This is a genomic window from Roseovarius gaetbuli (assembly GCF_900172365.1).
Lineage (GTDB): Bacteria > Pseudomonadota > Alphaproteobacteria > Rhodobacterales > Rhodobacteraceae > Roseovarius > Roseovarius gaetbuli.
The window spans coordinates 1-17638 of record NZ_FWFJ01000058.1 but is presented as its reverse complement, the minus strand read 5'-3'; the positions used below and the strand labels follow the sequence as shown (position 1 = coordinate 17638).

Here is a 17638-nt window from a genome sequence, read left to right as displayed (position 1 = left end):
ACATGAATTTCCAGAACTGGGGCCGTGTCAGTTTTTTGCGGAATTGTTCCTTCCCCGACAGCAATGCCCCGTGAACCTGGAAAATACTCTTCGCCAGATCTACACCAATCATTGTATCCTTCATTTTACCGTCCTCTCCGTTAGATGGTCTACAGACCACCATCTTGGCACATTGCGATGCCGTCAGGGGAGGGCGGCAACCACCCCATCTTCAGTACCTGGAACAGCACATCGCTGATCCTACCGGCGCCAGCCGGTAGTGGTTCAGTCGCTTCCTTGACCGCTTTGGGGAAAGACATGGGCTTTTTCTCTTTTGACACCACGATTTCAATCGGCAAGCCGGGGTTGTCCTCGGCGCAAAAGTCGATCAGGCGACGCGCCTGACGGATGCCGGTGACCGAAGTATCCGTGACCAGAAAAAGCTGATCGGCGCGGGCCAGGATCGGCTCGATCCACTGAATCATGGCACGCGGCAGGCTGATGATCACATGGTCATACATATGGCGCAGCTCGATCACCAACTGCGCCACCATTTCCGATGTCATGGCGTCAAACGGGGCAAACTCCACCGGGTTCGGCAGCACGTCAAAGCGGTCCTTGTAAGGCACCATCGCCGCCTTGAGAAAGGCCGCATCGGCCAGGGCGCGTGTCTTCAAAAGCTGGATAAGCGCGCCGTTGTCGTCGATATCAAGCGAGGCGGCCGCATCGCCATTCTGGAAATCAAGATCCAGCAGGGCGACCTTGGCGACCAGCGTCTTGTCGCGTCTTGAGGTCGGCGGCGACAGCATCGAGGCAAGGTTGAGCGCGAGGGTTGTCGCGCCAATCCCGCCGCGGGTCTGGGCAATGGCCAGGACCGTGCCGTTCCGGCTTGGCGCGGCATATTGCATATGGGGCGCGCCGGTCTGCGCCTCGCGCAGCTCTGGACGCACGGCGGTCAGCGGCGAACCTCGTCAATGCCCGCCTCCATAAGCAGACGCGCGACGGCGAGGGTCAGGGCCTCTGGCGTGATCGCAAGAAAGCGGGTTCTGTCGCTTGCACGGGCGCGCAGATCATGGAGCGCCTGCATCTCGGCGTGATCGTCGGGCGCAATGTCCAGTACCAGAATATCATAATGCGCAACCGTGAAGGCCGCATCATCGGCTAGTTCCGCCAGCGAGCAATGCGGGGCCTCGACCGCGACGCCGTCATCCTGACCAAGGGCGCGGCTGACCATATCGGCCATGCCCGGCGTCTTGATGCAAAGCATGAGCCGCCCGCTGTTTTGCGCGTTGTCCTCGGCGGGGTCATCCATCGTGTCGTCTGTCAGGGCATCCTGAGGCGTGTCTGTGACGGGTGGATCAATCTGGCGATTGCTTTGAAACATGATTTCAGGGGTGCGCATGTTCATATTATTTCTCCGTCAAACAGGGCTTCTGCGGGCAAGGAGGTGCTCATGCTTGGAAACACGAAGTCGCTGCCCAGGGTCCCGGCATTGGTCGCACCGGCAAGCCCCGGAAAGGGCGCCAAGTGGGGTGATGAACTGAAAATCCAGCGCTTCGATTCTGGCGGTGACAACGGGGGTGTAAGGCCCGCCCAGAAACCCGAGATCCGGGGTCAATTCGCCAGAAAGGATCACGTTATCCTCGGTGGCATTCACCGGCATCAGGGGCGAGATCTGCGCCCAGATGGCGGCGGCGACAAGCACACGGCGGCTTGGATCGCTTGACTGGTAAGCAGAGCATTGCGGGCGTCCGGTTTCGGCCTTTTTGTCAAAAATATCAGCCGTCGAAGCACCGCCACCCGCCGCCGCGATCTCTGCGAGGTAGTAGTCATAGCGTGTCGTCGCACCGGGATGCGGGTCTGTGCCGTCGTAATTCATCGCAACATAGGCGGCGCGCCCCGTGCTCCAATCGGCATCTCCATAGCGGTCACACAGGCCCGATGCATGACAGTCACCCGGTGGAAGGCCCACGGTATCGGGGCTTACGCTTCCCTCGGTGCTCACGCATTGATTGCCGCCATTGCCATTGCCGCTGGGGTTCGACGCGGCATAGCCGCTGATCACATTGGGCGCGGGGGCATAGGCCGGGTTGTTTTTCAGCGACTGAACCGAGGCCAGAAAGATACCGAACCGGATATTCAGGGTGGACTCGAAAACACCAACACTCTGACCGTTACGCACGTTCACACCGCGAGTTTCAAAACAGGCGGTGCGTTCCTGTGTGGCGGCAATCAGGCAGGAATCTTGCATCGAGCCGTTCAAGGTGGAACAGGGGCCGGTATCGTCAATAAGGCCACTGCTTGGGTCGATAAACCCGAACGATCCTGGGCCCCAGCCGGCGCCATTGCCCCCCGTGCGCAACAGAACGCTTTCACCGATGTGATCATCGGCCTTCCGGGTGCTGTTGGGGGTGCAAAACATCAACGGGGTGATATCGCAGGCCGATTGGCTAAACCCGGCCACGGCCTCGGCGTCCACATCATTGCGCAGGTTCGACGATCCGGTCAGCGTGTCAAAGGCGGCGGCAAAGCCGAGCTCGATGGTCTGGCCGTCTGACACGACGCGGACAAACCGTGCCTCGCGGCCATCGTTGGTTTCGGAAACGCCGCCGGTCCCGGATGAGTTTTCGCCACAGAACGCAATCGAGAAATCCGAATTGCCCGACAGAATGTTGTCGCCGGTGCCGAAGGTCTGGGTGTCGGTGATCATCTGATCTGCGGCTGCGGTGGCGCGGGTGATCGCGTCGCCGCATTTAGGGCGACATTGTCCACAAAGCTCTGCAATTCGGATTGGGTTGTCGCGAGGCGACCAAAATCAAAGGTCAGCGCCAGAAAGCCGATCATCGCCGCAAGCGACAGGGCCACGATCAATAGAACATAACCGTCTTGTGAGCGTTTGAAATCCGTGCAGCCCGCCAAGCATTTTCGGCATGCGCGGGTCATCATTGGATCTCGGCAACACCGGTCGTCGTTCCACGGCGTACTTTGATGGTGCGCACAGGCCCTGCCTTCGGCCGGGCGGTTTTCACGACGATCGGATCGGCATTGCGCATCAGATCATCAGGCGACACCTGGCCAAGATCGGTGTCAGACACGTCGCGCTCCGTGCGCAGCGTAAGGCTTAGCGCGTCGGCACGTTGTGCAAGGGCCAGAAGCTGGCCTTGTTTCGGGGCGACTTCGACGGTGATGGTGCGGGCCGCCGCGCCGCCGCGATTGCCCTGTTGGGTGTTCTGGTCAACGCCAAGAACGCGAATGTCCTGAAGAATGGTTGCGGCGCGAAGCGCGGAACCGCTGCCTTCGGTCATGACGATATCAACCCGGTCGCCCGGTGTCACAAACCCATCGACGGCAGTGACCGCATCGACACGGATCGCCATTGCCCGGCTGTTTGATCCAAGGGCCTGAACCATTGTGACGGTCTCGCCAAACTCGGAAACCTTGTCGGCCAGCAAAAGTTCGCCCTTGCGAATTGTCTCTTTCGCCCGGCGCGTTCACCACCTGGGTGACGCTTGAAAATGTATTCTCGGGGGCGCTTTCAGCAGGCCATTCCTGAGTGGCAAGCATCTCCATAGTGATTTTCTCACCAAAGCGGATGTCGTGGCGTGCGCTGATCAACTGAACGAGTGCCGGTCTTTCGACCACCGTGACCTGTGTCACTTTACCCTTCATTGCCGCCCAGACGGCGCCGCCTGCAATACACAGGCCGATCAATGACATTATGAGGGCACGCACGTTCATCTCTGCCTCCTGAAGACGGTGCTAGGATCGAACAATAACCCCTGTTCTATGGGAGCAACTTTTGTAGAGAGCTGCGCCGCAAGCATCCGCCCATCAGGTGGGTGCTTGCGGCGCGATTGTCAGATCAGACGATTAGGTGCCTGACGCTGCTGCCTGAACCGGAAGCGCGGTGCTGACTGCGGTATAGGTCGCGCCAACGTCATTGCCGAGCTGGGTAAAGGCGGCGCCACCAAGAGCAATGGCAAGGCTAAGGGCGATGCCGTACTCGACGAGTGTTGCACCCTCTTCGTCACGATTCAGGCGGGCCATTGATTATTTGATCATGTTGTACATTGCGTATCTTCCTTGCGTTTAACATCTACTAAACTCGAAACTGTGCTTCATTACCCGGCCCCATTTGTTGGAACGTTTCCCAAACGATGAAATCAGAATGCACGGTGAAAGACCGAAGCGCGTCGACCAAATGGATGAATTATTCACCCTTGGGCTGTATTCGACTAAATTTTATTAAATTTTAACATACGCGCCATTCATCAGATGACCGAAAGGTCTGTGAAGAACGCGAATCGGGGTGCCAACTGGCCCACAATCGGCGTTGCCTTACTAAAGCCGTACCCTAGACCCATAAAAAGTCGCCGTTTTTCCCAAATTAAACACGATTTGCCATTCATGTTTAATAAGGCATGTACAAAAGGATGGCGCGCGTAATGACCATTGTAACAGCGCTCAAACACTCTTGCTCGACCAAGATCGCGCCATCGAAACGTGTAAAACCTCAGGGCTTTTCACAGGATCAGACGGCGTTATGTAGCGTTGAACGCTTCGCGTCAGCGCTTTTTGATCCCTCCAGAGTTGTGTCGTCATTGGCCGAAATCGGTGTTGCACTCGACGCTGACAGACTTGTCATGATCCGCGCCCTTTCGGGCGAAACCGAACACCGCCGGATCGCCTCTTTCCCGTCAGATGGCGACAATCGCCTGAATCATGACGCCGTGACACGACTGGCCACCACCCCCGAGGCCGAGGCGGGTCAATTCCACGAGGCGTCAAATGATCGTGGCGAAACCACTGTTTTGATCGTCTTGCGCGCAGAGGTCGGTAGCCTCGATATCATGCAGCTTACTTTTGACCGGTCTCCGACACCGGAGATAGTCGCATCGCTTGGCGGCATTGCCCCCGCTCTGGCGGTTGCCTGGGGGCTGCGTCAGCCCGGCCTTGCCAGTGCGCTCATCGCGTCGCACACCCGCACCCGCCGCCCGACCTATACGGAACAGGGCAACGTCGCGATCCTTGATTTTGAAAATGCCTATGGCCTGAGCCGTGCCGAATTCCGGGTGTGCCGCCTTTTGGGATTGGGCCTAAAGCCCGCCGCGATTGCGCAAGAGTTGGGGCTGTCGATTGCAACGATCCGTTCGCATTTGCGAAGCATCTACTCCAAAACCGATCTCTCGGGACAGGTGGCGGTGGTTTCGCACCTCTTTGGCGGGCGTCCTGGCGATCTTCGGGTGGCATGATGGCCTGGATCGTATCGCTTGGCCTGATCGCAGTGCTTGCCGCCGTGATCTATTTCGATCTTCGGCATATGCGCATTCCCAATCAGCTCAGCTTGATCCTGATCGTGCTTTTTGCCGGTCTGGCCCTGACCCTTCCGATGTCGGAAATCGCTGTGCGACTGGCGCAGTCCATGGTCGTATTCGTGTTCTGTTTCACCTTTTTCGCGCTTCGACTCATGGGCGGCGGCGATGTGAAAATCCTGGCCTGCCTTGCGCTCTTCGTGCCCTTGTCGCATGCCTCGGAAATCATGCTGGGCTTTTCTGCGGGTTTGATGGGCTGCACGCTTTTGATCGTGCTGGCCCGCAAGGTCTTGCGCTCTGATGGCTCTGACTGGGCGTTTCTCAAGACGGCTAAAATGCCGATGGGGGTGCCGATCGGCATGTCGGGGATCGGCATGCTTGGCTGGTCAATGCTCTCGGGCGTTTAACCCCTTCTTCTGGCTGAAAATATCCCAGGGAGTGTGAGGGGCAGCGCCCCTCACTTCGACCCCTGAGCCATGGCGCAGAGGTCAGTCGCCAAACGACATCCCCATATCCCAGAAAGCAACTTCAAGCCGGGTCGCCGTCGCAAACCGCTGTGAAATCCGCCCCCAACCGGGGGTGGTTTCGGGGGCCTCGCCAAGACGGCGTTCGACCGCTCCGTCAAACAGCACACCGGCATTGCAGCACGCCTGCTGATAGTCGTCACCGGCATAGGTGTTGATCCAATCGGCATAGGGATGATCCGCGTGAACATCCGCCGCAAGCCGCGCGCCGATCTCGCCGTATCCCATCACACAGGGCGCAAGCGCCGCGATCAGATCAAGGAAATTGCCCGAATGCCCCGCATCCATCACATAGCGCGTATAGGCAAGGTTGGCGGGGTGTTCGGCGGCGGTGAAAAGCTCTTGCTCGCTTAACCCCGCGGCGGCGCAGGTTTTGACATGCAGGCTGATTTCGCCATTGACCAGAACATCCACCGAGGACGCGCAAGCGCGCATTTCCTCAAGCGTATCGGCCTTGGTGACGGCAAGCGCCCAGGCGCGGGAAAAATGGATCAGAAAGATGTAATCCTGAACCAGATAGCCAAGGAACGCCTTGCGCGGCAGTGATCCATCCCTGATCCCTTCGACAAAGGCATGATGGGTATAATCCTGCCAGACCTCCCCCGCCGCGTCACGCAGGCGGGGAAAGGTGGTGCCATAATAGGCGGTCATTCTGCGCTCAGGTCCAGGGCAAGGCCCGAAACAGGCGTGACGTTTTCGATCATTCCGGTGTCTTTCAGGAAGGTTTCAAACCGGGTATAGCGCGCATGATCAAGCGCCGAAGGGCGCAGCGCAAAGCGCGGCACGGTATCAACCCAGGCCTTCGCGTTCAGCTCATCACGAAGCTCGGTCGAGGTGCCGGCAAAGATTTCCCAGCTCTCGGTCGGGTGGTTGACGATATATTGCGTCGCGCGCTCGGTGGCGAAGAGAAAGCGGCGGATCATATCGGCATTCATCGTCTCGGGATTGGCCACATAGATCAACTCGTCATAGGCCGGAATGCCTTCTTCCTCGATGTAAAAACACCGCCCCGGCACGCCTTCGATCTCCATCTGGTTCAGCTCGAAATTGCGATAGGCGCCGATCACCGCATCGACCTGACCCGACATAAGCGAGGGCGACAGTGACCAGTTCACACTTACCAGTTCGATATCGTTAAGGGTCATGCCATGTTGCCCGAGGATGGCCGACAAAAGCGCCTCTTCGACACCGGACACCGAAAAGCCAACCTTGCGCCCCTTGAGGTCGGCGCTTGATTTGATCGGGCCATCCTCAAGAACCAAAAGACAGTTAAGCGGCGTCGCCACCAGCGTGCCCACCCGGCGCAGCGGCAGACCGCTTTCGATCTGCATATGAAGCTGTGGTTGATAAGAGATCGCAAGATCAGCCTGCCCGGCGGCGACCATCTTGGGCGGATCGCTTGGGTCGGCAGGGGCGACAATCTCGACCTCAAGACCGGCATCCTTGAAATAGCCAAGTTCCTGCGCCACGATGATCGGGCCATGATCGGGGTTTACAAACCAGTCTAGCAAAAGGGTCATGCGATCCTGTGCCATGGCGGGGGCGGTCGCCAACAGGGCAACCATAAACGCGAGATATTTCATTCAGTCGTCTCCTTGGGTGTCAGTGGGGCTGTCGCCAAGGGCGATCAGCGCAATTTCTCCGGGCCAGTGCTGGCGCAGTCGAGTGGCGGCCTGCCAGGCACGCAGGCCGGACCGGCAGGCCAGAACCGCGCGTTGTCCTGTGTCGGGCAGCGGCGGGCTGTCAAAATCGGCAACGGTGCGCCGGGTGGCGCCCGCAAGGGCTGGGCCGGGTTCACCAGCGGCGCGCAGATCGGTCAGGGCATCATTGGCGCAAATCTCGCTGGCGGCGATAAAGCCAAACCCGCCTTCGGGCTCTGGTGCGCCATCGAAGCGGAAGCCGCCAAAGCGGCTCCCAAGGGCCTCGAACGTCACCAGTTGACCCAGCGGATCAGGCCCTATTCCAGCCAAAACGGCCAAAGTCATCTGCGCCTGAAGTGCGCCCATTACCCCAACCGCTGGCCCCAAGACGCCATCGGCGTCACAGCTTCCAAGGCGATCGGGCAGATCGGGAAAGACCGCACGCAAAGAGGGCGCCGTGCCGCAAAACCCGCCACAATAGCCCGATGTGCCCACGATAGAGGCGCTGATCAGCGGTGTGGCATTTGCCTTGCAGATATCGGAAAGGACATAGCTGGCGGCGAAGCTATCGGCGCAATCAAGCACAAGATCGGCCGCCGCGCACAAGGCGGGCGCACTGGCCGGATCAAGCGGCGCGGATATGGCCGTCACGGTGCAGTCCCTGTTCAACGCAGCCATGTGCCGGGCTGCAACCTCTGCCTTGGGCTGGCCGATATCGGCCTCGCGAAACAGCGTTTGGCGGTGCAGGTTGCTAAGCGCGACGGTGTCGTGATCCACCAGCGTGATATGCCCTACGCCGGCGCCCACGAGATATTGCAGGACCGGCGCCGCAAGCCCGCCTGCGCCGACCACAAGCACCCGCGCCGCGCCTAGGCGGGCCTGTGCGCTGATGCCGAATTCAGGCACTGCGATCTGGCGCGCGTAACGGGTCACTTCGTGGCCTCAAGCCATTGACCCAAACGCCCCCCGGGATCGTCGTTCAGCGTGATATCGGTGACCGCCGCCACGATATCGGCACCAGCCTCAAACGCCCCTGCGGCGCGCTCTACCGACATGCCGCCAATGGCGACAAGGGGGATGTCGCCGATAACGGCCTTCCATTCCGTCAGCTTTTCCAGACCCTGTTGATGCCATTTCATCTTTTTCAGGATGGTCGGATAGACCGGCCCAAGCGCCACGTAATTGGGATCAAGCGACAGGGCGCGGTCAAGCTCGGCGCGGTCATGGGTGCTTAGGCCAAGCTTTAGCCCCGCGCGCCGGATCGCGGTGATATCGGCGTCATCCAGATCCTCTTGCCCAAGATGAATCCAGTCACAGCCCGCGTCGATTGCGATCTGCCAATAGTCGTTGACCACAAGGATAGCGCCCTGCGCCCGGCAAAGCGCCTGGGCCTTGATCACCGTGTCGCGCACCACATCCGTCGGCGTATCCTTGATGCGCAATTGCACGAGCTTCACGCCAAGCGGCATGAGCCGCTCTAACCAGCGAAGATCGTCGAAAATCGGGTAAAAACGCGGAAGGGTCATGCCAGAAACGCCTTTCCCAAAACCGGGGTCGAGGGGGCCGCCATATCGCGCGGCTCCATCGGGTCGGCTTCGAACGCCAGTCGCCCGGCCTCAAGCGCGCGGGCAAAGCCCTCGGCCATCAAGGCCGGGTTGCCCGCCTTGGCGACGGCGGTATTCAAAAGCACCGCGTCATAGCCAAGTTCCATCGCATGCGCCGCCTGACTTGGCAGGCCAAGGCCCGCATCCACCACCAGCGGAACATCGGGGAAATGAGCGCGCAGTGACCGCAGTCCATAAATGTTATTCAGACCCAAACCCGTGCCAATTGGCGCACCCCATGGCATCAACACGCGACAACCCGCCTCGATCAGGCGATCACATAGAACAAGGTCTTCAGTGCAATAGGGAAACACCTGAAATCCGTCGTCGCTCAGGATACGCGCCGCCTCGACAAGACCAAAAGGATCGGGTTGCAGGGTGTCGGCGTGGCCGATCACCTCAAGCTTGATCCAGGGCGTGTCAAACAATTCGCGCGCCATCTGTGCGGTGGTCACCGCCTCGCGCACCGAATGACAGCCGGCGGTATTGGGCAGAACCTTGACCCCAAGATCGGCGATCAGATCCCAGAAATCCTGACCGGCGCGTTCGCCGCCTGCTTCTCGGCGGACCGACACCGTTGCGATGCCCGCGCCCGAGCGTTTGAAGGCCTCGGCCAAAATGGCTGGTGAAGGGTATTGCGCCGTGCCAAGCATGAGGCGCGAGGCAACCTCGGTATCGTAGAAACTTGGCATGCTAGCCTCCTTGCCGCGGGGCAACGATTTCGACGCGATCACCCATGTTTAGAGTCTGTTTTTCGCGCATTGCAGCGGGCACAAATGCCTCGTTCACTGCGGTGGCGATTTTGGCCTGCCCATGGCCCAGCTCATCCAGCAGGGCGGACAATGTGGTTGCCTCGGTGTCATGCCCCGCGCCGTTAACTATGATCTTCATCCATCACCTCCGATATCTGACCATCCAGCACCAAATCCGCCAGCATCCGCGCCAGAGCAGGCGACAACAAGAACCCGTGCCGGAACAGCCCGTTGACATAGATCGTGCCGCCCCGCCTGCGAATGCGCGGCAGGTTGTCGGCAAAGGCGGGGCGGGCGTCGGTGCCGATTTCCAAAAGCTCAGCCTCGCCAAAGGCAGGGTGAAGCGCATAGGCCGCCGACAGCAGTTCCATCACCGAGCGGACCGAAGCGCGCCCGCGCTCGCCACTTTCGATCTGGGTCGCTCCCAGCATGAATACCCCGTCGCCGCGCGGCACGATGTAGAGTGGAAAGCGCGGATGCAAAAGCCGGATCGGACGCGAGAGGGTCAGGTCCGGCGCGCGCAGGATCACCATCTCGCCCTTGACGCCGCGCAGGTCTTTTAGAGCGTCACGCGCCGCCAGCCCGCGACAGTCGATCACGGTCTTGGCGCTCGGCGCTGCATCGGTCTGCTCAAACGTCACACCGTCCTTGATCAAACGCGTGCGCAGGGTTTCGAGCGACAAGCGCGGATTGATATGTGCCTCGCCCGGAAAGAACAGCGCGCGATCAAAGTCATCGGCCAAAAGCGGCTCTAACTCGGCCAGATCAGCGCCTGTCACCGCTTCATGACCACTGGTGCGCCGGGCAAATTGCGAAAGCTCGGCCCGGTCTCGCGCAAGCGTTACAACAAGCGATCCGTTACGATGCACGGTCGCGCCGTGGGTCTGCCACCAATCGGCGGCTTCCTGACCCAAACGCACAACCGGTTCCTCGGCGGTGTAGCCTTCGCAAAACGGAGCAAGCATGCCGCCGGCCCACCATGAACAGGCCTGCGGGCCGGGACCGGGCGCCGGATCACGCAGGGTAACAGGTACCCCTCGCGCGCTGAGCTCTGAGGCAACACAAAGCCCGACAACCCCGGCGCCGCGAATGATAACTGGAGAGGTCATTCCCAAACCTCATGAAAATGATGTACCGGGCCGTGGCCATGACCGATCTCAAGGCTGTCGGCGGCAATAATCGCCCGGTGAAGCCAGTGATGCGCGTGCTCGACCGCCAATTCCAAGGGCATGCCCTTAGCGAGACCGGCCGCGATGGCCGATGACATCGTACAGCCGGTGCCATGGGTGTTGCGGGTGGCGACGCGGGGCGCGTCAAGCTGAACCACATGATCGCTGATCAACCAATCGGTGCAGATATCGCCCGTGCCATGCCCGCCCTTCATCAGGACCGCCTTGGCCCCCATGTCGCGCAGGCGATTGCCCTGATCCTGCATGTCCCGGTCCGTGACCGCCTCGGGCAGGCCCAAAAGGCTGGCGGCCTCGGGCAGGTTCGGGGTTAGCAAATCGGCGCGCGGCAAAAGATGCGTGATCAACGCGCTGCGGGCGGCATCGGGCAACAGACGCGCGCCGGATTTCGCGACCATTACCGGGTCAAGCACCACAGGCCCCGAAAAGCCCCGCAAAGCCTCGGCGACGGTCTCGATCAGCGTAGCATCGCCAAGCATCCCGATCTTGAGCGCATCGACCCTGATATCGCCCAAAACGGCCTTGATCTGGGCCGCGACGGTGGCGTTGGGGATGGCGAAAACGTCAGTGACGTCACAGGTGTTTTGTGCGGTGACGGCGGTGATCACGCTGGTGCCAAAGACGCCAAGCGCGGAAAAGGTCTTGAGGTCGGCCTGAATGCCCGCGCCGCCACCGCTATCGGATCCGGCGATTGTAAGTGCTGTGGGCGTGGTCATGGCCTCTCCTTCCAGTCATCTTGGAAACGGAAAGGGCCTTGTCTGGCGTCGGCGGGCCAAGGCATTTCCGTTCCCTACGCCGGTATAAACCGGATCAGGTTCGATGGGTTGGCACGTCGCCTCTCAGCCTGACAAGCAGGCACCCCAACGGATTTGCAAAAGAGGTATCAGCACAAAAGCCTCTGGGCAAGGGGATTGCGAGGGTGGGCCCGTCCGGTGGCCGGATATGGCCAAACGAAAAAGGCCCCGCCATGACGGCGGGGCAGGTAGAGAGGTGCCTGATAAGTCAGGTCTCAGGCACCGGCGGTGTTCTAATGGGTTTAGTTCGGGCGCTCTGACATCTCGGCGCGGATCTGTTGGCGCAAAAGGTCGATGGGCACGGTTTTGCCATCGCGCTTGAAGCACCAATAGGTCCAGCCGTTGCACGAGGGCGCACCTTCAAGATGGGCGCCGACCTGATGGATGCTGCCTTTGACGTCATCACCGATCAGCGTGCCATCGGCGCGCACCTTGGCCTTGTGGCGGCCATTCATGCTGAGCAGCTCTTCGCCCGGGCGCAGCATGCCGCGCTCGACCAGCTGACCGAAGGGCACGCGTGGCTCGGCGCGTTTCGAGGTCGTGACCCGGAGCGCCTCGCGATCAAATTTGCGGGTGTTGCCAAGCCGCTTTTCGGCCACCTTGCGATAGGCCTCTTCGCGCTCGATCCCGATGTAATCGCGGCCAAGCATCTTGGCCACGGCGCCGGTGGTGCCGGTGCCAAAGAACGGGTCAAGCACGACGTCGCCGGGGTTGGTCGATCCGACCAGAATGCGATGCAAGAGGCTTTCGGGCTTCTGGGTCGGATGGGCCTTGTCGCCGTTCTCGTCCTTGAGCCGCTCGTGCCCGGTACAGATCGGCAAAACCCAGTCGCTGCGCATCTGGATGCCGTCATTGAGCGATTTCAGAGCTTCATAGTTGAAGGTGTATTTGCCGCCTTCTTCCTTGCTGGCCCAGATCATCGTTTCGTGGGCATTGGTCAAACGCTTGCCGCGAAAGTTCGGCATCGGGTTGGATTTGCGCCAGACCACATCGTTCAGAATCCAAAAGCCCTGGTCCTGCAAGGCGGCGCCGACCCGAAAGATGTTGTGATAAGAACCGATTACCCAAATTGCCCCATTGGGTTTGAGTAATCGGCGCGCCGCCTTGAGCCAGTCTTGGGTAAATCTGTCGTAGGCGGCGAATGAGGAAAATTGGTCCCAGGCGTCGTCAACCGCGTCCACCTGGCTATTGTCAGGGCGATGAAGATCGCCCTTGAGCTGAAGATTATATGGTGGGTCGGCAAAGATCAGGTCGACACTGGCCTCGGGAAGGCTGTTCATAACCTCGATGCATTCACCGGCAATAATCGTATTGAGAGGGAGCGCGGGCGCCCCTTTTGCTTTGGTCATCGTCTTCATTTTCTGCCTCTGTCCCGGCGCTTGGTGCGCTCTGGTTGTTGAGGTCAAAGATGAGTCAAAGCTGATTCGCCGTCAATTTCTTTTTTGAATCAGAGGGTTAGTTATTTTTCTTGATACAAGATGTTGTGTACCGGCTTGAACGAACGTCTATGGTGAGGGGTCACCCCGAGATTTAGAAGTGCCGCTTTGTGGCTTTTTGACGGGTATCCGGCGTTTGTTTCCCAGCCATAGCCGGGAAACTGTTGCGCAAGGTCCGCCATGATGCGATCGCGCGTTATTTTTGCAACAATGGACGCCGCCGCAATCGAGACCGAGGCCGCATCGCCCTTGATGATCGCCTGCGCCGGAATGATTAAACCACGCGGAATGAGGTTGCCGTCGATCAACGCCATGTTGGCGGATTGGCGCAAACCAATCACCGCACGTTCCATCGCCAGATGCGAGGCGCGCAGGATGTTGATCTCGTCGATCTCCTCGACACTGGCATGAGCGATTGAAACATCGGCGCATGCCAACAGTTCGTCATAAAGCGCTTGGCGGCGTTTCGCGCTGAGCTTCTTTGAATCGTTCAGGCCGGTCGGGATATGGTTGGGGTCAAGGATCACCGCCGCCGCCGTGACAGGGCCGGCAAGCGGGCCGCGCCCAACCTCATCCACCCCGGCGATCAGGGTATAGCCCTGAGAGAGGGCAAGCGCTTCATGGGTGTAATCAGGGCCGGACATGGCCCCAAATCGCATAGTGCGCCCGTAAATGCAAAAGGCCCGTAGAAATAAAAGGCCCAGAAAGATGAAAGGGAAGAGGCATGCCCCTTCCCTTGTCCGCCAGAAAGTGTCTGTTGATTATTTGCCGTTATGATCGCGGTAATAGCGCGACTGTGCCGAGTACCGGTCCGCACGACGTTGGTTGTACTGACGCGTCTGGTGCCCGCGATTGTCATAGGTCGGCTGTGCGCGGTGGTAGCCGCGGTTGTTGGTGTGGCGCTCGTGGTGACGCTCCTGGCGATGATAGCGCTTGTGCTTGGCGTGGCGCTTTTGTTTGTAGTGCCGCTTTTGCTTGTAGTAGTGACGATTCTGGTGTTGGTAGTTGTGACCATAGCCACGGGCGACGTCATCCCTGCGACGATCCTTTTTGCGGTCGTTGGCAACCGCGGCGCCGATGATGGCGAGGGCGGCGACGCCTGCGATGATGGCGGCGGTCTCGCCGCGATCCTGTGCGCGCACAGGAGCAGAGCTAAGCCCGGTAACGGCAAGGGCGGCGCCCAGGACGATTGCGATAAACTTGCGGTGCATGATCTCTTTCCTCTCAGGTTTCACGACAGTGAAGTCAAAGCGTTCGGCCAGCATGACCGTTCGCGGTGTACTGAAGGTGGGGTCAACCCGTTCAGACAGGCAATAACGCCCCGATGTTATCAGATAACAGCCGGTTTTCGGGTCATTTCGGATCACAGGTTATTGAATAGCCGTGGGGTTGGGCGCATCTTGCCCCCATGAAACAGATCACACAAATCACTCTCATGGCTCTTGGCCTTGCTCTTGCCGCCGGTGGCGCGCAGGCGGCCTGTCAGATCGAGTACAAGGCCAAGCGCGACAAGCCGCTTGAGCTTTATTATGATGTCACCACCGTCAATGCGCCCTGCTCTTCCGCAGAATCGGCGTTGCGTGCACAATTGGCGGGCAAGGGGCTAAAGCTTCTCAAGGTGATGTCAAAGAAGGAAAAGTAGGTTGGGTAAAAAGGGGGGGTGCCTGTGCGGGGATTAACCAGCACAGCCGCCGATGCGCGGCGCTCGGGCAACCGGGTTGTGGTTCTTGGCGTTGTTGCCATCGTGGCCATTCTGACGATTGCAGCGGTGTTCTTGTTTCTCAACCTGCCGGACGCGAATGCGTTCAATGCGCGGGTCGAGCGGATATTTGTCGAAAACGACGCGCTCACTGCGCGCACCGATATCAAGCTTCTGGAAATCCTCGCTCTCTCGGGCACGGCGTTTTCCGAAACCCTCACCAGCTATCGCATGGTGATCTTCGTGCTGCTGGTTTTTGCCACGGCTCTTATGGTCTCGGCGCTTGTGTTTCTGGTGATGCTGATCACGCTGAACCGCCGCATGGCCCAGATTGAACGCTCTGGTATTCAGGTGAGTTCGCTCTTGATCCGCCGCGAGGAGAAGACCGTGTACCTCAACAACATGGGGTTCAAGCTTACCGAGGCGGCGATGGAGACCCTGTCGGTTCTGGCCGAGGCGCGGATGGATGACGATGTCATGACCGGGGCCGAGATCGAGGGTGTGATTTCGGGGCGCAACGCATCAGATTGCGAAGAGGCGGCCGGGGCCACCCGGATCAAGCGCCTGCGCGACACCTTGGGAAATCAGCTCGTGAGCGAACTTCTGGTCAAGAATATCGCGCGGCGCGGTTATATGCTTGCGATCGACAAGGATGTGATCCGGGTGATCTGATGGCGCCGATTGGCTGGCGTGATGATGACCGATCGCCGCACCCGCGCAAAATGATCGTGAAAATCGGCGTCAAAGACACGATTTTCCCCCCACGGACCGGGCTTGCAGGGGGGGGAGGCGCATCTAATGCTTGTCTTTACGTCAATTCCAAAATAGCAAGCATCACGGTTTGAAGGGTAGTGGTGTCTTCTCAACCTTTGATCGGCTATGGTTTGGCCGCGACGGGATTGGGTTGACCGCGATGCGTATAAGTAATGCCATCAATTTCCCTTTGCCTTTTGGAGGTGCATGCACTTGTTGACAAACGACAGACTATCCGGCTTGTCGACGGCCGTTTCCACGGCTGACAGCACCGCAAGTGTAACGACACCTACTATTGACGACGGGACCCGGATTCTGGTGTGCCCGCAACTTACGTTGGCTGCGACGTCGCAGCCCAAACGCTGAGGGATATCTCAATTTGGCTCATACCCTGATGTCACCTGCTGTCACACCGGCCCAAGAGCAGGCCGTGGCGACGCCAGACACCGAAGACGCACGTATTTGGGTCCGCATTCTCGCCAATTACCGAGAGCCGTCGCATGCGCGCAGCCTGTTCGAGCTTGTCGTGACGCTGATTCCGTTTCTGGCGATCTGGGCGCTTGCCATCTGGTGCCTGTCGTTCAGCTATCTTCTTGCCACGGGCCTTTCGGTTTTCAACGGCCTGTTTCTTGTGCGGCTGTTCGTGATTCAGCATGATTGTGGCCATGGCTCGTTCTTCAGCAGTCGTTTGCTCAATGACTGGATCGGGCGCGCCCTTGGGGTTGTGACCGTGACTCCCTATGACGTCTGGCGGCGCACCCACGCGGTGCATCACGCCTCTGCCGGCAACCTCGACAAGCGCGGCATGGGCGATGTGATGACCCTTACGGTCAGCGAATATCAAGCCCTGTCGCGCTTTGGACAGCTGAAATACCGGCTTTATCGCAACCCCTTTGTCCTGTTCGTGTTGGGGCCGTCCTATTTGTTCTTCCTTGAAAACCGCCTGCCGCTTGGGTTGATGACTGCCGGCTGGCGCTATTGGGTAAGTGCGATGGGCACGAATGTGGTGCTGGCCGTGGTTTTGGTCACGCTGGGCTATATTGGCGGGCTTGCGGCGATCTTTCTTGTCTTCGTGCCCACGGTCGTGGTCGCGGCCTCAATCGGGGTCTGGCTGTTTTACGTGCAGCATCAGTTTGAAGAAACCTGTTGGGATCATGATCCGGATTGGCAGCTTCACGATGCGGCCCTGCATGGCAGTTCGCATTATATCCTGCCCGGCATCCTGCGCTGGTTCTCGGCCAATATCGGGGCTCATCACGTGCACCATCTTCAGAGCCGGGTGCCGTTCTATCGCCTCTCCGAGATCCTGCGAGATCACCCCAAGCTTGATCAGGCGCAGCGCCTGACGATTCGCGAAAGCATCAGCTGTGTGAAGCTTCAGCTTTGGGATGATCAAAACCGTCGGCTTATTTCCTTTTCAGACGCCAAGATGGTTTAGGACCACACGCATAATTGCAGTCGGGGCAGGGGTGTTTCCACCTCTGCCCCGTTTTGTTTCGGCCAGAAATTTTCTGAACTGCCTGTAGGGAAGCGCGTAATATTGCGCCTCTCTCACCAGATATCAGTGGCTTAGGCTAATTACTGCGCGCATAAATTTGCGTGAGTTGCGCGCATATAATTTCGCGTCAAACCGCAAAGCTCTTTGAGCCACTGTAATCTGATATTTCGCGGCGAAAACCGGACCGTGGTGCATTCTGCAGCTAACGGCCGAAATGAGCCCACTTTACCTAATGCCGTCCCGTAGCATTTCGCATGAGCAAATAATCCAGCCTACAATGATCGGCCCAGAGCCGACATCGGCGATTGTCGCAGCTAAAGTCGGCTTAGCGCTGATTCTGTGGAAAAACAACGTGTTGCTGTTGCAGAAAGTGTGGTTCTGAACAGAGCGCGAGCGCCTTTTCTATCAGGCTTTGCGCGTTTGCTGCGGTGCAGGAAGGATCTTGGCCAGTTTGCGGAGG

At 59.2% G+C, this 17638-nt stretch carries 21 protein-coding genes, 2 pseudogenes and 1 riboswitch; of the genes and pseudogenes, 5 read left to right on the top strand and 18 right to left on the bottom strand.

Annotated features, from left to right (window positions below):
• From ROG8370_RS21490 to ROG8370_RS20335, 7 genes and pseudogenes are all read right to left on the bottom strand, one after another.
• Positions 1–124: pseudogene (locus ROG8370_RS21490) on the bottom strand (IS110 family RNA-guided transposase); the annotation flags it as partial.
• Between the two features lie 25 nt (positions 125–149).
• A complete protein-coding gene (locus tag ROG8370_RS18095) occupies positions 150–929 on the bottom strand; it encodes a CpaE/TadZ family protein (RefSeq protein ID WP_085828550.1) in 780 nt (259 codons plus the stop codon).
• A 5-nt stretch (positions 930–934) separates the two neighbouring features.
• On the bottom strand, positions 935–1387 hold the full coding sequence (locus ROG8370_RS18090) for a hypothetical protein (RefSeq protein WP_085828549.1): 453 nt from the start codon (positions 1385–1387) through the stop codon (positions 935–937).
• 12 nt (positions 1388–1399) lie between these two features.
• A complete protein-coding gene (locus ROG8370_RS18085) occupies positions 1400–2689 on the bottom strand; it encodes a hypothetical protein (RefSeq protein ID WP_085828548.1) in 1290 nt (429 codons plus the stop codon).
• Complete coding sequence (locus tag ROG8370_RS18080) at positions 2686–2922, bottom strand: TadE/TadG family type IV pilus assembly protein (protein ID WP_170925298.1); 237 nt, start codon at positions 2920–2922, stop codon at positions 2686–2688. Before ROG8370_RS18080 ends, ROG8370_RS18085 begins: the two co-directional genes overlap by 4 nt.
• Positions 2922–3452 (bottom strand): annotated as a pseudogene (gene cpaB, locus ROG8370_RS18075) (Flp pilus assembly protein CpaB); the annotation flags it as partial. The gene ROG8370_RS18080 and the pseudogene cpaB, both read right to left, overlap by 1 nt.
• Before the next feature lie 397 nt (positions 3453–3849).
• Complete coding sequence (locus tag ROG8370_RS20335; RefSeq protein WP_139838215.1) at positions 3850–4026, bottom strand: Flp family type IVb pilin; 177 nt, start codon at positions 4024–4026, stop codon at positions 3850–3852.
• Positions 4027–4424: 398 nt separating this feature from the next.
• On the opposite strand from ROG8370_RS20335, the gene ROG8370_RS18070 reads away from it, so the two are divergent.
• Positions 4425–5231 carry a helix-turn-helix transcriptional regulator gene (locus tag ROG8370_RS18070; protein ID WP_170925296.1) on the top strand — a complete coding sequence of 269 codons (807 nt, stop codon included), beginning with the start codon at positions 4425–4427 and terminating at the stop codon, positions 5229–5231.
• Positions 5231–5698, top strand: a complete 468-nt coding sequence (locus ROG8370_RS18065) for a prepilin peptidase (protein ID WP_170925295.1) — start codon at positions 5231–5233, stop codon at positions 5696–5698. The genes ROG8370_RS18070 and ROG8370_RS18065 overlap by 1 nt, the downstream gene beginning before the upstream one ends.
• An 81-nt stretch (positions 5699–5779) precedes the next feature.
• Here ROG8370_RS18065 and tenA read toward each other — a convergent pair whose 3' ends face one another.
• The 11 genes from tenA to ROG8370_RS18010 form a co-directional block, all read right to left on the bottom strand.
• Complete coding sequence (gene tenA, locus ROG8370_RS18060) at positions 5780–6466, bottom strand: thiaminase II (protein WP_085828543.1); 687 nt, start codon at positions 6464–6466, stop codon at positions 5780–5782.
• Positions 6463–7398, bottom strand: coding sequence for an ABC transporter substrate-binding protein (locus tag ROG8370_RS18055; protein ID WP_085828542.1), 936 nt, complete (start codon positions 7396–7398; stop codon positions 6463–6465). The genes tenA and ROG8370_RS18055 overlap by 4 nt, the downstream gene beginning before the upstream one ends.
• A complete protein-coding gene (locus tag ROG8370_RS18050; RefSeq protein ID WP_085828541.1) occupies positions 7399–8388 on the bottom strand; it encodes a HesA/MoeB/ThiF family protein in 990 nt (329 codons plus the stop codon).
• Positions 8385–8981: a thiamine phosphate synthase gene (locus tag ROG8370_RS18045; RefSeq protein ID WP_085828540.1), complete on the bottom strand. Its 597-nt coding sequence runs from the start codon at positions 8979–8981 to the stop codon at positions 8385–8387. The genes ROG8370_RS18050 and ROG8370_RS18045 overlap by 4 nt, the downstream gene beginning before the upstream one ends.
• Positions 8978–9751: a thiazole synthase gene (locus ROG8370_RS18040; RefSeq protein ID WP_085828539.1), complete on the bottom strand. Its 774-nt coding sequence runs from the start codon at positions 9749–9751 to the stop codon at positions 8978–8980. Before ROG8370_RS18040 ends, ROG8370_RS18045 begins: the two co-directional genes overlap by 4 nt.
• A gap of 1 nt (position 9752) precedes the next feature.
• Complete coding sequence (gene thiS, locus ROG8370_RS18035; RefSeq protein ID WP_073196490.1) at positions 9753–9950, bottom strand: sulfur carrier protein ThiS; 198 nt, start codon at positions 9948–9950, stop codon at positions 9753–9755.
• Positions 9934–10920, bottom strand: coding sequence for an FAD-dependent oxidoreductase (locus ROG8370_RS18030; protein WP_085828538.1), 987 nt, complete (start codon positions 10918–10920; stop codon positions 9934–9936). Before ROG8370_RS18030 ends, thiS begins: the two co-directional genes overlap by 17 nt.
• Positions 10917–11714, bottom strand: a complete 798-nt coding sequence (gene thiD, locus ROG8370_RS18025; RefSeq protein WP_085828537.1) for a bifunctional hydroxymethylpyrimidine kinase/phosphomethylpyrimidine kinase — start codon at positions 11712–11714, stop codon at positions 10917–10919. The genes ROG8370_RS18030 and thiD overlap by 4 nt, the downstream gene beginning before the upstream one ends.
• A gap of 54 nt (positions 11715–11768) precedes the next feature.
• Positions 11769–11871, bottom strand: a riboswitch (TPP riboswitch).
• Between the two features lie 163 nt (positions 11872–12034).
• The gene (locus tag ROG8370_RS18020; RefSeq protein WP_085828536.1) at positions 12035–13150 is read right to left on the bottom strand and encodes a site-specific DNA-methyltransferase; all 1116 of its coding nucleotides are present in this window, start codon (positions 13148–13150) and stop codon (positions 12035–12037) included.
• Positions 13151–13251: 101 nt separating this feature from the next.
• Positions 13252–13872 (bottom strand): ribonuclease HII, encoded by a 621-nt coding sequence (gene rnhB, locus ROG8370_RS18015; RefSeq protein WP_085828535.1) that lies wholly within the window; start codon positions 13870–13872, stop codon positions 13252–13254.
• Between the two features lie 117 nt (positions 13873–13989).
• Positions 13990–14493 (bottom strand): hypothetical protein, encoded by a 504-nt coding sequence (locus ROG8370_RS18010; protein ID WP_139838214.1) that lies wholly within the window; start codon positions 14491–14493, stop codon positions 13990–13992.
• Positions 14494–14636: 143 nt separating this feature from the next.
• Here ROG8370_RS18010 and ROG8370_RS18005 point away from each other — a divergent pair, with 143 nt between their 5' ends.
• The 3 genes from ROG8370_RS18005 (at position 14637) to ROG8370_RS17995 (ending at position 17118) form a co-directional block, all read left to right on the top strand.
• Positions 14637–14870: a hypothetical protein gene (locus ROG8370_RS18005; protein ID WP_085828534.1), complete on the top strand. Its 234-nt coding sequence runs from the start codon at positions 14637–14639 to the stop codon at positions 14868–14870.
• 24 nt (positions 14871–14894) lie between these two features.
• Positions 14895–15599: a winged helix-turn-helix domain-containing protein gene (locus ROG8370_RS18000; protein WP_085828533.1), complete on the top strand. Its 705-nt coding sequence runs from the start codon at positions 14895–14897 to the stop codon at positions 15597–15599.
• A gap of 475 nt (positions 15600–16074) precedes the next feature.
• On the top strand, positions 16075–17118 hold the full coding sequence (locus tag ROG8370_RS17995) for a fatty acid desaturase (RefSeq protein ID WP_085828532.1): 1044 nt from the start codon (positions 16075–16077) through the stop codon (positions 17116–17118).
• Positions 17119–17638: the final 520 nt, after the last annotated feature.

Excerpts from the sequence above, each read along its gene's own strand:
- ROG8370_RS18055 (WP_085828542.1), bottom strand. The coding sequence starts at position 7,398 with ATGAAATATCTCGCGTTTATGGTTGCCCTGTTGGCGACCGCCCCCGCC.
- ROG8370_RS18070 (WP_170925296.1), top strand. The coding sequence starts at position 4,425 with ATGACCATTGTAACAGCGCTCAAACACTCTTGCTCGACCAAGATCGCG.
- ROG8370_RS18045 (WP_085828540.1), bottom strand. The coding sequence starts at position 8,981 with ATGACCCTTCCGCGTTTTTACCCGATTTTCGACGATCTTCGCTGGTTA.
- ROG8370_RS18090 (WP_085828549.1), bottom strand. The coding sequence starts at position 1,387 with ATGAACATGCGCACCCCTGAAATCATGTTTCAAAGCAATCGCCAGATT.
- ROG8370_RS18040 (WP_085828539.1), bottom strand. The coding sequence starts at position 9,751 with ATGCCAAGTTTCTACGATACCGAGGTTGCCTCGCGCCTCATGCTTGGC.
- ROG8370_RS18005 (WP_085828534.1), top strand. The coding sequence starts at position 14,637 with ATGAAACAGATCACACAAATCACTCTCATGGCTCTTGGCCTTGCTCTT.
- ROG8370_RS18020 (WP_085828536.1), bottom strand. The coding sequence starts at position 13,150 with ATGAAGACGATGACCAAAGCAAAAGGGGCGCCCGCGCTCCCTCTCAAT.
- ROG8370_RS20335 (WP_139838215.1), bottom strand. The coding sequence starts at position 4,026 with ATGGCCCGCCTGAATCGTGACGAAGAGGGTGCAACACTCGTCGAGTAC.
- ROG8370_RS18065 (WP_170925295.1), top strand. The coding sequence starts at position 5,231 with ATGGCCTGGATCGTATCGCTTGGCCTGATCGCAGTGCTTGCCGCCGTG.
- thiD (WP_085828537.1), bottom strand. The coding sequence starts at position 11,714 with ATGACCACGCCCACAGCACTTACAATCGCCGGATCCGATAGCGGTGGC.
- ROG8370_RS18080 (WP_170925298.1), bottom strand. The coding sequence starts at position 2,922 with ATGACCCGCGCATGCCGAAAATGCTTGGCGGGCTGCACGGATTTCAAA.
- ROG8370_RS18010 (WP_139838214.1), bottom strand. The coding sequence starts at position 14,493 with ATGCTGGCCGAACGCTTTGACTTCACTGTCGTGAAACCTGAGAGGAAA.
- ROG8370_RS18030 (WP_085828538.1), bottom strand. The coding sequence starts at position 10,920 with ATGACCTCTCCAGTTATCATTCGCGGCGCCGGGGTTGTCGGGCTTTGT.
- ROG8370_RS17995 (WP_085828532.1), top strand. The coding sequence starts at position 16,075 with ATGTCACCTGCTGTCACACCGGCCCAAGAGCAGGCCGTGGCGACGCCA.
- tenA (WP_085828543.1), bottom strand. The coding sequence starts at position 6,466 with ATGACCGCCTATTATGGCACCACCTTTCCCCGCCTGCGTGACGCGGCG.
- rnhB (WP_085828535.1), bottom strand. The coding sequence starts at position 13,872 with ATGTCCGGCCCTGATTACACCCATGAAGCGCTTGCCCTCTCTCAGGGC.
- ROG8370_RS18085 (WP_085828548.1), bottom strand. The coding sequence starts at position 2,689 with ATGATCACCGACACCCAGACCTTCGGCACCGGCGACAACATTCTGTCG.
- thiS (WP_073196490.1), bottom strand. The coding sequence starts at position 9,950 with ATGAAGATCATAGTTAACGGCGCGGGGCATGACACCGAGGCAACCACA.